Source organism: Ruegeria sp. CJ2 (assembly GCF_056536745.1).
Map to the genome: position 1 here is coordinate 302,242 of NZ_JBQFQF010000002.1, position 14,022 is coordinate 316,263.

The following is a 14,022-nucleotide window of genomic DNA, read 5'->3' on the forward strand; positions in this document are numbered from 1 at the left end:
CGACGTATCAGGAGGCCGCAATGTCGCTACGACGCACTTTGGAAACCCGAAAATCCGTGCCAACGATGGAGGGCGCAGGCGTTAAACTGCATCGCGCGTTTGGGTTTCAGGACCCGTCCGAACTTGACCCGTTTCTTCTGTTTGACGATTTTCGGAACGAGCGCCCGCAGGATTATCAGGCCGGTTTCCCGTGGCACCCGCATCGCGGGATCGAAACGATCACCTATGTCTTGTCTGGAACGGTTGAGCATTCGGACTCTCTGGGAAATACCGGAACGCTGGGCGCAGGGGACGTGCAGTGGATGACAGCAGGCTCGGGGATCCTTCACCAAGAGATGCCGAAAGGGAACGCCGTGGGTCAGATGCACGGGTTTCAACTGTGGGGAAACTTACCATCTGACCAGAAAATGGCGGCTCCGCGGTATCAGGATGTAGAAAGCAAGGACATCCCAGAGATTACCGATGACGATGGAACAACCGTTCGTGTCATCGTCGGTGAGTTCTGGGGAAAGACAGGTCCGGTAGACGGTATCGCAGCCGATCCGCAGTATCTTGATATTCAGATCCCACCCGGCGTGAAAAAGACATTTCGCATTGACACTTACCGCAGGGCGTTTGCCTATGTTTTTCAAGGGCAAGCAGCGTTTGCGGATGCCTCTCAACCCACCGGTGTTCTGCTGGAAAAGGAAATCGCGGGGCAAGAGGTCAATATCCGCGATATGTCAGGCGACAGGACACTGGTTCGCTTCGGAACCGGCGACGAGATCACAGTTCAGGCCGGTCCCGAAGGTGTGCGATTTCTGCTGATTTCCGGCGCACCAATAGATGAACCGGTTGCGTGGCATGGTCCAATTGTCATGAACACTCAGGCCGAACTTGAGCAGGCATTCCGGGAATTGCGCAATGGCACCTTCATCCGGCCCGCGCACTGATCACGCGGTCACGGAGCGTCTGACCATATCCCAATAGACCTGCTCGACCTCGTCCAACGACAGGCGTCCGCCTGCGCGATACCACGTCATCACACCGTTCAGCATGGCAATGACGGCCAGGGTCGCCATCTTGGTGTCGGCAACCAAGAAGGCCCCCACCTCTTGCCCATCCTTTAGGATTTGTTCGAGCGAATCTTCGTAGTCCCGGCGCAACGCCTCGATTTCACTAAAATTCTCGGGCGTTAGGTTGCGCAGTTCCATATAGGCGATGAACACCTCATCCGGACGCTCAAGGTGGAACCGGATATGAAAACCGACAAACTGGCGTAGCGCGTCAACGGCGGCCGCTGGTTTTTCAAGCTTTGCGTAGGTCGATAGAAGATCCTGCATGTGATCGTACATCAGGCGATACAGAAGGCTCTGCTTGTCGGGGGTATAGTTATAGAGCGCGCCAGCCTGCACGCCGACCTCTGCCGCGATCTGGCGCATGGAAACCGCAGCATAGCCTTGCTGCGCAAACAGGCGCAAAGCCGCCTTTCGTATGCGGGGCCCGGTAATGTCGGAATGAGAACCTTGTGTGCGTGCCATGCCCCAACCGTATATGAACGGATGTTCAGATAGAACCCCGCTTGAACGCCCACGGTAAAAAGTGCATCACGGGGGCATTGGTAAACGAAAGAGCAGTATGAAACCCCTGCCCCTGCTGATCCTGACGCTTTGCTGTGCGGCATGTGCGGATTTTCCGGAACTGGAAGGCAGCGAGCCAGCCAGCCTGAAAACGGCTCGTTATCCAAAACTGATCCCCCTGCAGGAAAACCTTGGCCCTCCGATCGACCCGATCAGCGAGGCATCGGAGGTCGAGGAAGAGCTTGAGGCACGGCGCGAAGAGCTGCAGAAAAAGGCGGATCAGCTCCAAAGCGAACAAATCAACTGACCAAGTGATTGCCGCGGCTCACCACGCATTGCACCCCTTCGCCGAACCCGCTAAGGCAGCGTTGAACGGGGCAACCCGGCATTCAAGAATTTCGAGCGGAAAGGAACCCACGGGATGACACAGGCGCTGCGGCTGGGAATTGCGGGCTTGGGAACGGTCGGCGTGGGCGTCGTCAAGGTCGTGCGCCGTCATGCGGACCTGTTGCAGGCGCGGACAGGCCGTGCGGTGGAAATCGTGGCTGTCTCCGCGCGGGATGCAAGCAAGGACCGTGGTGTCAACCTGTCGGACTACGCCTGGGAAATCGACCCGGTCGCTTTGGCCAAGCGCGATGATATCGACGTGTTTGTCGAGTTGATGGGCGGCGAGAACGGCCCCGCCAAAGCCTCGGTCGAGGCGGCGCTGGCAAGCGGCAAGGATGTCGTCACCGCAAACAAGGCGCTGCTGGCAATTCACGGTCAGGAACTGGCAGAAAAGGCCGAGAGCGCAGGCCGCGTCATTCGTTTCGAAGCCGCTGTCGCCGGTGGAATTCCGGTCATCAAATCCCTGACCGAAGGGCTTGCAGGCAACGAGATTACCCGCGTGATGGGGGTAATGAACGGCACGTGCAACTATATCCTGACCCGAATGCAGTCGCAGGAACTTGGCTATAACGCTCTGTTCGAGGAATGCGCGCAGTTGGGGTATCTTGAGGCCGATCCAAATCTGGATGTCGGCGGTATCGACGCTGCGCACAAACTGGCCTTGTTGTCCTCAATCGCTTTTGGCACCAAGCCGAATTTCGACGGGATCGAGATTGAAGGCATCCAGCAAATCAGCCTCGACGACATTCATCAGGCAGATGACATGGGATACCGGATCAAGCTGTTGGGCGTCGCTCAGCGTACCGCGCGCGGGCTGGAACAGCGGATGCAGCCCTGTCTGGTACCCAGCGGTTCACCGTTGGGACAGCTCGAAGGCGGTACGAACATGGTCGTGATCGAAGGCGACGCTGTGGAACAGGTTGTCCTGCGCGGCCCCGGTGCAGGCGAAGGGCCAACGGCCAGTGCTGTGATGGGTGATGTCTGCGATCTGGCGCGCGGGCTGCAAATTCCGACCTTTGGGCGCCCCGCTACAACGCTACAGGATGCGGCCCCGGCAATTACGGGCCTGCCCGCGCCATACTACCTGCGCCTTGCGCTGCACGACAAACCCGGTGCGCTGGCCAAAGTTGCCGCTATTCTGGGCGATGCAGGTGTGTCCATCGACCGGATGCGCCAATACGGACATTCCGAAAGCACCGCGCCGGTTTTGATCGTCACACATAAGACCACGCGCGCCACGCTCGACATTGCACTGGACGGGTTTCGCGAGACAGACGTTGTCGCCGGAGAGCCTGTCGCGCTGCGGATTGAAGAGGTTTGACCCTTGCGGCCTGCCCAAGACGCAGGCTATGCCCAAGAAAACGCCCATACTGAGCTAAGGATACTGAAAAATGAGTGCTGCCAAGATTGATTTCAACGACCGCCTGCTGTCACTGGGCCTTGCACGGGTGGCAGAACAGGCTGCACTTGCGTCGGCATCTTTGGTGGGGCGTGGGGATGAAAAGGCCGCTGATCAGGCTGCTGTGAACGCCATGCGCGAACAGTTGAACCTGCTGGACATCGCGGGTGTCGTTGTCATCGGTGAGGGCGAGCGTGACGAAGCGCCGATGCTGTATATCGGCGAAGAGGTTGGCACCGGCAACGGTCCCGGCGTTGATATCGCGCTAGACCCGCTGGAAGGCACCACGCTGACCGCCAAGGATATGCCCAACGCGCTGACCGTGATCGCGATGGGTCCCCGTGGTTCGATGCTGCACGCGCCGGACGTCTACATGGACAAGCTGGCCGTTGGGCCGGGCTATCCCGAAGGCGTCGTCAACCTTGACATGAGCCCGCGCGAACGGGTTGAGGCACTGGCCAAGTCCAAGGGCTGCGAGCCTGCCGATATCACCGTCTGCATTCTTGAGCGTCCCCGTCACGAGGCGATGATTGCCGAGGTGCGCGAGACCGGCGCGTCGATCCGCTTGATCACCGACGGCGACGTGGCAGGCGTAATGCACTGCGCCGAAAGCGAAGTGACCGGCATCGACATGTATATGGGTCAAGGCGGCGCGCCCGAGGGTGTGTTGGCTGCGGCTGCTCTGAAATGCATGGGTGGTCAGATTTTCGGCCGCCTGCTGTTCCGCAACGATGACGAACGGGGCCGTGCGGCCAAGGCGGGCATCACCGATCTGGACCGTGTTTATGCGCGGGATGAGATGGTGACAGCAGATGTGATTTTTGCCGCTACCGGCGTGACCGGCGGCTCGCTGCTGCCGCGCATCAAACGCGAGCCGGGCTGGGTTGAGACCACCACCCTGCTGATGCGGTCGAAAACCGGATCGGTCCGGCGCATGTCCTACCGCACGCCGATGTGGTCGCACGACAACGCGTAATCGCGTGCGCAAGGCGATCCATACAGACACAAAGGCCGGGTCCGCGAGGGTCCGGCCTTGGCATATCAGGGGCAGGTCATGAGCTTTCTAGGGGTTGAACAATCGTTGTCCGGGCGGCGCTGGGTCGGCCCCTCGGCGGATGTGGAACGCGCGACCGAGATGCTGGTGCAACAGGCGGGGCTGCCGCGTGCGGTCTGTCAGGTTCTGGCCCGACGCGGTGTTCCGGCGATGGAGGCCCCCGGGTTTCTGGACCCCAAGCTGAAGGAATTGCTGCCCGACCCCCGCGCGATGAAGGATATGGAGGTCGCCGCCACCCGTTTTCTGGCGGCGGTACGTGCCAAGCAGCGGATTGCCGTCTTTGCCGATTACGACGTGGATGGCGGCAGCTCAGCCGCTTTGTTGCTGGTCTGGCTGCGTCAGATAGGGCTGCAAGCGACGCTTTATGTCCCCGACCGGATTGATGAGGGTTATGGCCCCAACGTCCCTGCCATGCAGGACCTGGCCGCAAATCACGACCTGATCATCTGCGTCGATTGCGGCACACTCAGCCATGAACCGATTGCGGCTGCCAAGGGCGCGGATGTGATCGTGCTGGATCACCATTTGGGCGGTGAAACCCTGCCCGATTGCGTGGCCGTGGTGAACCCGAACCGGCAGGATGAAAGCGGCGAACTTGGCTATCTCTGCGCGGCGGGCGTTGTGTTCCTGATGCTGGTCGAGGCCGGGCGGCAGTTGCGTGAGGCCGGGGTAAAGGGGCCAGACCTGATCTCTCTGCTGGATCTGGTGGCGCTGGCGACTGTGGCGGACGTGGCCCCCTTGATCGGGGCAAACCGGGCGCTTGTGCGGCAAGGGTTGAAAGTCATGGCGCAAAGGCAGCGCCCCGGTCTGGTGGCCTTGTCGGATGTGGCGCGGATGGATTCGGCGCCCAACAGCTATCACTTGGGGTTCCTGCTGGGGCCACGTGTGAATGCCGGTGGGCGGATTGGTCAGGCCGATCTGGGCGCACGGCTGCTCAGCACCGAGTCCATCCACGAGGCCGAAGCCCTGTCACAACGGCTGGATGAACTGAACACAGAACGTCGCGATATCGAAAACGCCGTGCGCGCAGCCGCCATGGAACAGGCTGAAGAGCGCGGGCTGGATGCGCCCTTGGTCTGGGCGGCAGGTGAGGGCTGGCATCCGGGCGTCGTCGGCATCGTCGCCTCGCGCCTGAAAGAAGCTGCAAACCGCCCTGCCATCGTGATCGGATTTGACGGGGATGAGGGCAAAGGCTCGGGCCGTTCGGTTTCAGGCGTCGATCTAGGGGCGTCAATTCAGCGTCTGGCAGCCGAGGGGCTGCTGGTCAAAGGTGGTGGGCATAAGATGGCCGCCGGTCTGACCGTGATGCGCGATCAGTTGGAGCCGGCGATGGCGCGGCTGTCGGAATTGCTGGCCAAACAGGGCGCGGGCGAAGGCGGCCCGGCTGACCTGAAACTGGACGGCACCCTGATGCCGGGTGCCGCCACGGTGGACCTGATCGAACAGATTGAAAAAGCAGGCCCGTTCGGGGCCAGCGCCCCTGCCCCGCGCTATGCCTTGCCCGACTTGCAGGTGCGCTTTGCCAAGCGTGTGGGCGAATCCCATTTGAAACTGTCCCTGTCCGACGGTGTGGGCGCAGGGCTGGACGCCATTGCATTCGGCGCGTTCGACGGGCCGATGGGTGAAAAGCTGTCCAACCACGGCGGCGCGCGGTTCCATTTCGCCGGTCGGCTCGAGGTCAACACATGGGGCGGACGGCAATCTGTGCAGCTCAGGCTGGAGGATGCGGCCGAGGCCCATTAGCCCCTCATTCGGCCCTGCCAAAAAACTTGTCCCTCCCTGCATTTTTCGGCTTGCGGGGGGTGTAGGTAAACCGTAAAAGGCGCTCCACAAGCTAACGTGGCCCGTTCGTCTATCGGTTAGGACGCCAGGTTTTCAACCTGGAAAGAGGGGTTCGATTCCCCTACGGGCTACCACTTGTGCTTGTATCGCCTTAAATGGCCCGTTCGTCTATCGGTTAGGACGCCAGGTTTTCAACCTGGAAAGAGGGGTTCGATTCCCCTACGGGCTACCATTTCTCTACACTCCAAACTTCTCGCGGCACAGGTCTTCGATCTGACCCCAGGTAGATTTGAATTCCGGCGTGTTTTCAGCCGCATAGTGAAAGTTTTTCATCAAACCCGTCAACTGCGTAAAGACCTGCCGCACCTCGGCCTTATCGGTGAATTCGGCGCTGGATTGCGTCACGCCGTAGACCAGCTTGAAGGTCATCTTCTGCCGCTCCAGCGGGACGGTCGCATCCACCTTATCGAACGCATCTTGTTGCAGGTAAACCATGTCCACGAACAGCGCCTTTTGCTGAGTGACAAAGTCCTCAATCGTGACGCCCTCTTCACCCGTCACCTGCATCATCTGGTCGACCTGTTCGCCCTTTTCGATCAGTGCCAGAAGATCACGAACCTTCCCTGTCCACCCCGCTTCGGCGTTGGCATCGTACCAGTCAGACAATTGATCCAGATACCGTGACCAGCTGAGCATTGGGTCCACCGCAGGATAGAATCGTTTATAGGCGCGCTCAGACGACAGGCCGAGGAAGCATTTCACCGTAGACAAGGTCGACTGCGTGACCGGTTCGTCAAAGTTGCCGCCAGCGGGTGAGACCGTCCCGATCAAGGTAAGGCTGCCCAGATCGCCATCATTGGTCTTCAGGGCACCCGCGCGCTCGTACAACCCTTTGATCGAGCTTTCCAAATAGGCCGGAAACCCCTCTTCGCCCGGAATTTCTTCCAGCTTGCCAGACGTCTCACGCATGGCCTGCGCCCAGCGGCTTGTGCTGTCGGCGATCAGCAGAACATCATACCCCATCTGGCGATAGTACTCTCCCAGCGTGATACCGGTGAAAATCGACGCTTCGCGCGCCGCAACGGGCATGGACGACGTGTTGCAAATGATGATCGTCCGGTCCATCAGGCTGCCGCCCGAGGTCGGGTCAGTCATCTTTGGGAATTCGCTAATGGTTTCAACCACCTCCCCCGCGCGCTCGCCGCAGGCGACGACGATGACGATGTCCACCTTGGCGTTTCGCGCGATCAGGTTCTGCAACACTGTCTTGCCCGCACCAAACGGCCCCGGAATACAGGCGGTTCCACCCCGCGCAATGGGAAAGAATGTGTCGATCAGGCGCTGAGATGTCAGCACCGGCTCGGTTGGATAAAGCCTTTCGGACAGCGCGCGCTTCAGAACCCCTTCGGGCAATGGACGGCGCACCGGCCATTTCTGTGAAAGGGTCAGAGTATGCTCTCCGCCCTGTTCGTCCTCAAGCCGTGCCACGATATCGTGGATCGTGGCCGCGCCCTTCTGGACCCAGACAACCTTGTAGTCGCCAACCCAGTTGAACGGCAGCATGATTTTGTGTTCAAACCTACCCTCGGGCACGGTTCCGATACTGTCCCCGGCGCGAACAGTATCGCCAACCTTGATGGTCGGAGAAAACGACCACTTGGCCTGATCATCCAACGGGGCCACATCCGCACCGCGCGGCAGAAAGGTGCCAAACTCAGCCGCGACTTTCGGCAAAGGGGATTGCAGACCGTCGAACACCTGTCCCAGCAGGCCCGGTCCCAGTTCGACCGACAGCAATTGCCCGGACTGTTCGACCGGATCGCCCACGGCGACGCCGTCCGTGCTTTCATAGACCTGCACGTCCGCCGTTTTCCCACGCACGCGCAGCACTTCGGCCTTCAGGCGTTCCTGTCGACCTCCGGGGCCGAGGCGAGTCGGCAGGATAAACACCACCTCGTTTTTGACCAACTGACCGGGGTGACCTTCTGCATCCGGTTTTGCTTCGATCTGAACCAGCCCCTCCTGAACCGAAACAACACGAGCGGTGGCGGTTTGAGTGGATGGGGTTGGGGCGGTCATGCGTAAGCTCCCTCAAAGTCGATATCGGCGACGTCGGCCATGGCCTGTTGCGCCAGTTTTTCAAATCGTGCTGCCGCCTCCTGTGCGCTGCTTTGCGCCCAGCGGTCGAAAATATTCCAGATCAGCACATAGATCGCCACGGCCTCGAAATCGAAAAGATGCCGCGCAGTGTGGCGCTTTAACTGTTTGTGACTTATCGACAAAAGCAGTCTTTCCAGCCCCAGCGGATCCTTGGCTTCCAGCAACTGACGGGCCTCTTTGATCCAGGGCATGGCTGCATCCAACCCGAAACCGGGATCATTCCAATGCGCTGGGATATGGCGGCTCCATCGTCCGAAGCCAAAAGACATTGCAGGCGGTGCCTCCCCCCGATCCCGAAGTCGCAAAGCGGCGACAGCGGTGCGCAAGTCCATCCGTTCGATAAGCAATTTTTTTAATGTTGGTTGCGGAATGTCATCCAACGCCGTCTTGCAACGCGCAATCGCCTGATCGTCCGTGACGTCCATGTCGTAATCGTTCCAGTTCAGAGCGTGCTCCAACACGCGCAGAACCCGGGCATCTTCGGGTGCCAACGCCTTCAACCGGCGATCCAGTCGCAGTCGGGACAAAGGCGGCTGCTTGGCAACAAACAACCGCTCCGAGCCCGGCAAACTGCTGATCAGCGCGATATAGGCGTCCGGGTCCGACATGTCAGCGGATCACCCCTTCCAGTACGGCGCGAAATCTGGGTTGCAGATGCTCCATCAACAGCGAGGCCACGGCTTTGTCTGTGAGGTCCAGCGCAACGCCCTGTTCCTCGGCCTGGATGCGAATGCCATCCTGTGTATCGTCTGATGCGTGCAGCTCGACCTGTTCCCGCAGCATTTCAGCGGTCAGTCCCAGCACGTATTTGGTCAACTTGCCCGACTGGATATCGTCGGCGTTCTGTTTGATATCTTCCTGAGTGGCCACTTTCGCGGGCAGGATCACCTGCACTTTACCGTCCAACTTGGCACCTGCTGCTGCCCGACCAACAACCTCAAGGATCATCTGTTTCAGCATCTCGGGATCAGCCATTTCCTTGGTGACAAGGCGCTCGACATCTTTGCGGAAGCGGTCGGTCAGACCGGCTTTCATGGTCAAAACGGCATCGCGCATCGCGGTGTTCAGCGCCTCTTCCCCAGCCGCGCGGTAATTGTCCGAGTCGGCGCGGGCTTTCTTCTGACGCGCCTCAGCCTCGCGCTTGGCATCTGCGAGGATCTTGGCGGCCTCAGCCTTAGCCTCTGCGCGCAACTTCTCGGCCTCTGCCTGACCTGCGGCAACCCCGTCATTTCGCAGCTTGTCGATCAGGGCATCAACGCCATGAGAGATCATTCCATTCTGTGCCATCAGCTAATCCCCGCGCTGATGACCAATGCGAATACGAAGGCGAAAACGCCAAATCCTTCGATGATCGCCGCCGGAGCAAGCGCCAAGCCGAAGATTTCAGGTTTCTCTTTCGTCGCGTTGATCGCCGCGGCGCAGGCCCGGCCCTGCCAAATACCGCAATACATAAGCGCGATGCCTGAAAGGATACCGATCCCAAACAGCCCGCCTGCATTTTCGGGCGTCACCTCGCGGTTCAGGGTAAACATGATGACGATCCCGTAGATCACCATCGTAGACGGGAATGCCGAGACACCGACGAACCGACCATAGCCGCCTTCGGTTTCCGTCATCGCGCCGATGCTGGCCTGCCCAGCGATGGCGCACCCAATGGCGCTTGCCGCCGCGCCCAACGCCATTGGCGCGTAGATACCCAGCCAACCCAATGTCAATACAAGCTCATTCATTCCTGTACCTCCTTGCGGGCGAACGGGCGAAAGACGATGCCTTCATCCGGCAGACCCCATTTAAAGAATTCGATGTAATTCAGACGCAAACCGTGAACGACGCCGCTCATCATCGCGAGGGCGAAGTTCAGAATATGGCCGACGATCAGGATCAGCAGCCCGAACAGAATGCCCGGCCCCTTCATTGCCTGCATCACCGAAACGGCCAGATCGTTGAAGGTGATCGCAAGCGAGGCCGAGGCCAGACCCAGCGCAAACAGACGCATATAGCTCAGCACATCGCCAAAAGCCCCCATCGCCCCGGCAAGGCTTTGCAGCCCTTCAATCAGCCGCCACAGCCAGTCGATCGGTTTGCGCACCACCCGCTCGCTTGAGAACAGGACAATAGCCAGAACACCCGCAGCCAATACAACCGACCCCGGCAGCATCGACCCGCCCTTCATATAGCTGAGCCACATGATAAACCCGCCGATTAAGGCACCGATCCAGCCGAGGTTTGCAACAGCCCTCCGCTGCCCCCATGCCGCGCGCGCGGCCAAAGCATTGGCCAACACCAGATGCAATACGCCCACCACGATCGAAATCATCATCATCGCGCCAAAGTTGTTGAGGTCCAGTATCTTGAGCTTGGCCCAAACCGTGCCTTCGGCTGGAGATGCACCGAAATAGCTGCCGACCAACACGCCGTAGACAATCGTAGCACCGGAAATGATCACCCCATATTGGCGCCAGGACCGTTCACCCGGCGTTTTGCCCATCCGTTTCCAGAACGCCAGCAGGCCCAGCAGAATGACCGCTCCGTACCCAGCATCCGCCACGATCATGGCAAAGAAAAACGCGAATGAGGCGGCGACGATAATGCTCGGGTCCCAATCCTTGTACCCCGGCACCTGATAGAACAGCGCAAGATCAACTGCCGCGCTGCGGCTCTCCGGTTGCTCCAGCAGGGTCGGTGGATTGTCATCCGGCCCAGGTTCTTCAATCAGAACAGCGGCGTGTTTGGATTTTGCCATGTCCAGTACTGCCTCGATGCGATCCTCGGGCACCCAGCCCTGCAAGGCGAACATCGCCTCCGCATCGCAGACCTTCTGGGTCGCATGGGCCAGTTCCGCAGCGCTTTCCGCCGCCGATAAGTTCCGGCGCATCAGGGTCAGATAGCGTGTCTGGGCAACCCGTTCGGCCTCCAGCGCTTCGATCGCGATCTCAGCCTCTTCCAGTTGCGCTTCCAATTCGTGAATCGGCAAAGAGCCGGTATGCGTGCGCGGCACCGGCAGGATGTCGTCGCCCGGATCGTCGGGTGCAATCAGGACGGCGTAAATGTACCGATGATCCTGCTGCAATATCGCCCAAGGCAGATTGATGTCCGACAATGCCTCGCGATGTTTCAGGGGAAGCTGATAGAACCACAGCCGATTGCCCGCCAGCACATCGGTCGGTGGGAAATCCAAATCCCCCCAAGGGCGTACCCGCGCGATCCGGTCGACCAGAAAATCCCGGCGATCCGTCATATCGCGGGTGCGCTGCATCAGGTCCAGCACGTCGCGCACGAACTGGCCCATGTCGAACGCGGGATCGCGCTGTATCTGTCGGCGCGGGTCGGCGACGTCGGTCAAAAAGCGCAGCGCCTTATACGCATTACGCGCGCCGCGTTCGCTGATCTTTTCCGGCTCGGCTGGCGGAGGCGCAAGTGGCAGCACATGCATACAGCCCTGCTCTTGCAGCGCCTCCAGCGTGTCGCCCTTCTGCGCGGCGGGTCCGACGAGGGACAGTTTCTTCAGCCGCGCGACGCTCATGCCCGCGCCTCCTGCGCATGTTTGCGCTTGGAGATTTTCGAACGCACAACCGCCTGCATCTGTTCATCGCTCAGATAGATGCGGATCTTCTTGATATTGGCCTTGGCGCGCGGGATCAGAACCTTTTCGAACAGATTCACCCGCTGCGTGATCGTGGCGACGGCCTTGTCGAAGATGAGAACCCGTTCCTCAGCGACCTTCACACGCAGCCGCGCCTCGATCATGTCATGCAACAGGTTGGCGGCGGCATCGACCCAATGGGGTTTCGCCAACAGCGAATAGGGCCGCACGGCAACCTCGATCCGGTCCAGATCGGGCATCTTGACACCGACCACGTTGACCTCTTTCAGCTGGTAATCCCTCAACTCGACCAGCCCGTCCAGATCGATCCCTTGCTGCGCCAGCATCGGCAGTTTTTCCCCGACCTGCTGCGCCAGATCATGCACCTCTTGCTGAAGGCGCTGCACATCTTCACGCGCCTTGGCACGTTCCGCCATCAACTGCTGGCGTTTTAGGTCCAGCGACGGCAGGAACCGTTCATAGCTTTTCAGCTGGGTCTGCTGGCGGGCCAGCGACGATTTATTCAGCTGCAACCGCGCCATCGGCATCCTTTGGAAAATACTTGTCGACCAGCGCCTGCTTCATCAGCAACTGTTCGGGCTGGAAACACTCGGCCAGCGTCTTCCACCCCAGATCCAGCGCATCCTCCAGCGGGATCGAGACGTTGATATCCATGAACCGCGCCCGGAACAGCGCGCCGAACTTCAGCAACTGGTGATCGTAATCCGACAGATCAAAGGCCATCGCCTGTTTCTGCGCGGCGTCGCGGCTTTCGGAATAGAAGCGGATCATTGTGTTCATGATCTGCCCGTGATCTTCGCGCGTGGTCTTGCCGATCACATTCTGTTTGAGGCGTGACAGGCTGCCGAACGGATCAATCACCCCCGAATGCAGATAAAACTGCCCCTCGGTGATATAGCCGGTGTTGTCGGGCACGGGATGGGTCACATCATTGCCGGGCATCGTTGTCACGGTCAGAACCGTGACCGAGCCGCCCTTGGCGTAATCGCACGCCTTCTCATACCGCCGCGCCAGTTGGGAATAGAGATCACCCATGTATCCCCGCTGCGAAGGCACGCGTTCCTGACTGATCCCCACTTCCTTCATCGCATCCGCATAGGCGGTCATGTCGGTCAGCAGCACCAGCACGCGCTTGCCTTCTTCCACCGCGAATTTCTCGGCCACCGCCAGCGCCATATCTGGCACCAGTAGCCGTTCGACCAGCGGGTCCATCGCCTGATTGACGAACATCACCGTGCGCGAGAACACGCCTGCATCCTCGAACGACGTCCGGAACGCGTGATAGTCGTCAAAGATCAGCCCCAGCCCGCCAAACACCACGATATCCGCATCGGCCTGAATACCGATCCGGCTGAGGAACGCATTGAACGGCTCGCCCGAGACAGAAAAGATCGGGATTTTCTGGCTTTCGACCAGAGTATTGAACACGTCGATCATCGGCACATCGGTGCGGATCATCTTGTTGGGAACGGCACGTTCCGATGGGTTCACCGTCGGCCCGCCAATCTCAATCCGTGGCTCGGATGACAGATCAGGCCCACCGTCGATTGCCACCCCTGCCCCGTCAAAAACACGGCCCAGAATATTCGCCGAATAGGGCGTCTGCATCGGATGACCCAGAAAGGTCGCCGTCGCCTCGGTCGAGATCCCTTTGGTGCCGGAAAACACCTGCAGCGTGACCACATCGCGGTCGATGAAGATCGCCTGCGCCAGCGTTTTGTGCCCGTCCACCGTTTCGATCACGGCCAGGTCGTTGAACCGAACCGCAGCATCGGTTTCGCCATCCAACGGCACTCTGACTTTGAGTGTGTCCCCGACAATTTCCAGAACACGTGTGTACTTCAAAAGACTTTGGGACATCATTGAACCTCAGTCGTCTAAAAAGAAATAGCGAAATCACTGTGCAAGACATCCGCTCGAAACCAGCGAAATCCCGATCAGCTTACAAAGAATCAAGGACTTGGCAAGGAAAGATAACGCCGAGGGTCGACCGGTGCGCGGTTCAATTAATCGCCGTTCCAGAAAACCAAAAATGGACGTTTTTTACAATTAAAACAATAAATTACTTTCAATCCCC

General features: G+C 59.5%; 13 protein-coding genes and 2 tRNA genes. 7 read left to right on the top strand and 8 right to left on the bottom strand.

The window, feature by feature from the left end; translation table 11 throughout:
- Nucleotides 1–20 precede the first annotated feature (20 nt).
- Nucleotides 21–932, top strand: coding sequence for a pirin family protein (locus ACR0MS_RS03870; RefSeq protein ID WP_480568962.1), 912 nt, complete (start codon nt 21–23; stop codon nt 930–932).
- On the opposite strand, the gene ACR0MS_RS03875 is transcribed toward ACR0MS_RS03870, so the two are convergent.
- Nucleotides 933–1,520, bottom strand: a complete 588-nt coding sequence (locus tag ACR0MS_RS03875) for a TetR/AcrR family transcriptional regulator (protein WP_480568960.1) — start codon at nt 1,518–1,520, stop codon at nt 933–935.
- 97 nt (nt 1,521–1,617) lie between these two features.
- On the opposite strand from ACR0MS_RS03875, the gene ACR0MS_RS03880 reads away from it, so the two are divergent.
- The 6 genes from ACR0MS_RS03880 to ACR0MS_RS03905 all read left to right on the top strand — a co-directional run bounded on the left by ACR0MS_RS03880 (nt 1,618) and on the right by ACR0MS_RS03905 (nt 6,413).
- On the top strand, nt 1,618–1,866 hold the full coding sequence (locus ACR0MS_RS03880; protein ID WP_480568957.1) for a hypothetical protein: 249 nt from the start codon (nt 1,618–1,620) through the stop codon (nt 1,864–1,866).
- Between the two features lie 114 nt (nt 1,867–1,980).
- Nucleotides 1,981–3,267, top strand: a complete 1,287-nt coding sequence (locus ACR0MS_RS03885; protein WP_480568954.1) for a homoserine dehydrogenase — start codon at nt 1,981–1,983, stop codon at nt 3,265–3,267.
- 70 nt (nt 3,268–3,337) lie between these two features.
- Nucleotides 3,338–4,321, top strand: coding sequence for a class II fructose-bisphosphatase (gene glpX, locus ACR0MS_RS03890; RefSeq protein ID WP_480568951.1), 984 nt, complete (start codon nt 3,338–3,340; stop codon nt 4,319–4,321).
- 78 nt (nt 4,322–4,399) lie between these two features.
- A complete protein-coding gene (gene recJ, locus ACR0MS_RS03895; protein ID WP_480568948.1) occupies nt 4,400–6,142 on the top strand; it encodes a single-stranded-DNA-specific exonuclease RecJ in 1,743 nt (580 codons plus the stop codon).
- Nucleotides 6,143–6,240: 98 nt separating this feature from the next.
- Nucleotides 6,241–6,315: transfer RNA gene (locus tag ACR0MS_RS03900), tRNA-Glu, on the top strand.
- 23 nt (nt 6,316–6,338) lie between these two features.
- Nucleotides 6,339–6,413 (top strand) — tRNA-Glu (locus ACR0MS_RS03905).
- Nucleotides 6,414–6,418: 5 nt separating this feature from the next.
- Here ACR0MS_RS03905 and ACR0MS_RS03910 read toward each other — a convergent pair.
- The 7 genes from ACR0MS_RS03910 to ACR0MS_RS03940 are packed head-to-tail and all read right to left on the bottom strand — an operon-like array spanning nt 6,419 to nt 13,805.
- Entirely contained in the window at nt 6,419–8,260 is a 1,842-nt protein-coding gene (locus tag ACR0MS_RS03910; RefSeq protein ID WP_480568945.1) for a V-type ATP synthase subunit A, read from the bottom strand.
- On the bottom strand, nt 8,257–8,949 hold the full coding sequence (locus ACR0MS_RS03915) for a hypothetical protein (RefSeq protein WP_480568942.1): 693 nt from the start codon (nt 8,947–8,949) through the stop codon (nt 8,257–8,259). The genes ACR0MS_RS03910 and ACR0MS_RS03915 overlap by 4 nt, the downstream gene beginning before the upstream one ends.
- A gap of 1 nt (nt 8,950) precedes the next feature.
- The gene (locus tag ACR0MS_RS03920; protein WP_480568939.1) at nt 8,951–9,628 is read right to left on the bottom strand and encodes a hypothetical protein; all 678 of its coding nucleotides are present in this window, start codon (nt 9,626–9,628) and stop codon (nt 8,951–8,953) included.
- Nucleotides 9,628–10,071 (bottom strand): ATP synthase subunit C, encoded by a 444-nt coding sequence (locus ACR0MS_RS03925; RefSeq protein ID WP_170383554.1) that lies wholly within the window; start codon nt 10,069–10,071, stop codon nt 9,628–9,630. The genes ACR0MS_RS03920 and ACR0MS_RS03925 overlap by 1 nt, the downstream gene beginning before the upstream one ends.
- Complete coding sequence (locus ACR0MS_RS03930) at nt 10,068–11,864, bottom strand: V-type ATP synthase subunit I (protein WP_480568935.1); 1,797 nt, start codon at nt 11,862–11,864, stop codon at nt 10,068–10,070. Before ACR0MS_RS03930 ends, ACR0MS_RS03925 begins: the two co-directional genes overlap by 4 nt.
- Entirely contained in the window at nt 11,861–12,466 is a 606-nt protein-coding gene (locus tag ACR0MS_RS03935; RefSeq protein ID WP_480568932.1) for a V-type ATP synthase subunit D, read from the bottom strand. Before ACR0MS_RS03935 ends, ACR0MS_RS03930 begins: the two co-directional genes overlap by 4 nt.
- Nucleotides 12,444–13,805 carry a V-type ATP synthase subunit B gene (locus ACR0MS_RS03940; protein WP_480568929.1) on the bottom strand — a complete coding sequence of 454 codons (1,362 nt, stop codon included), beginning with the start codon at nt 13,803–13,805 and terminating at the stop codon, nt 12,444–12,446. The genes ACR0MS_RS03935 and ACR0MS_RS03940 overlap by 23 nt, the downstream gene beginning before the upstream one ends.
- Nucleotides 13,806–14,022 lie beyond the last annotated feature (217 nt).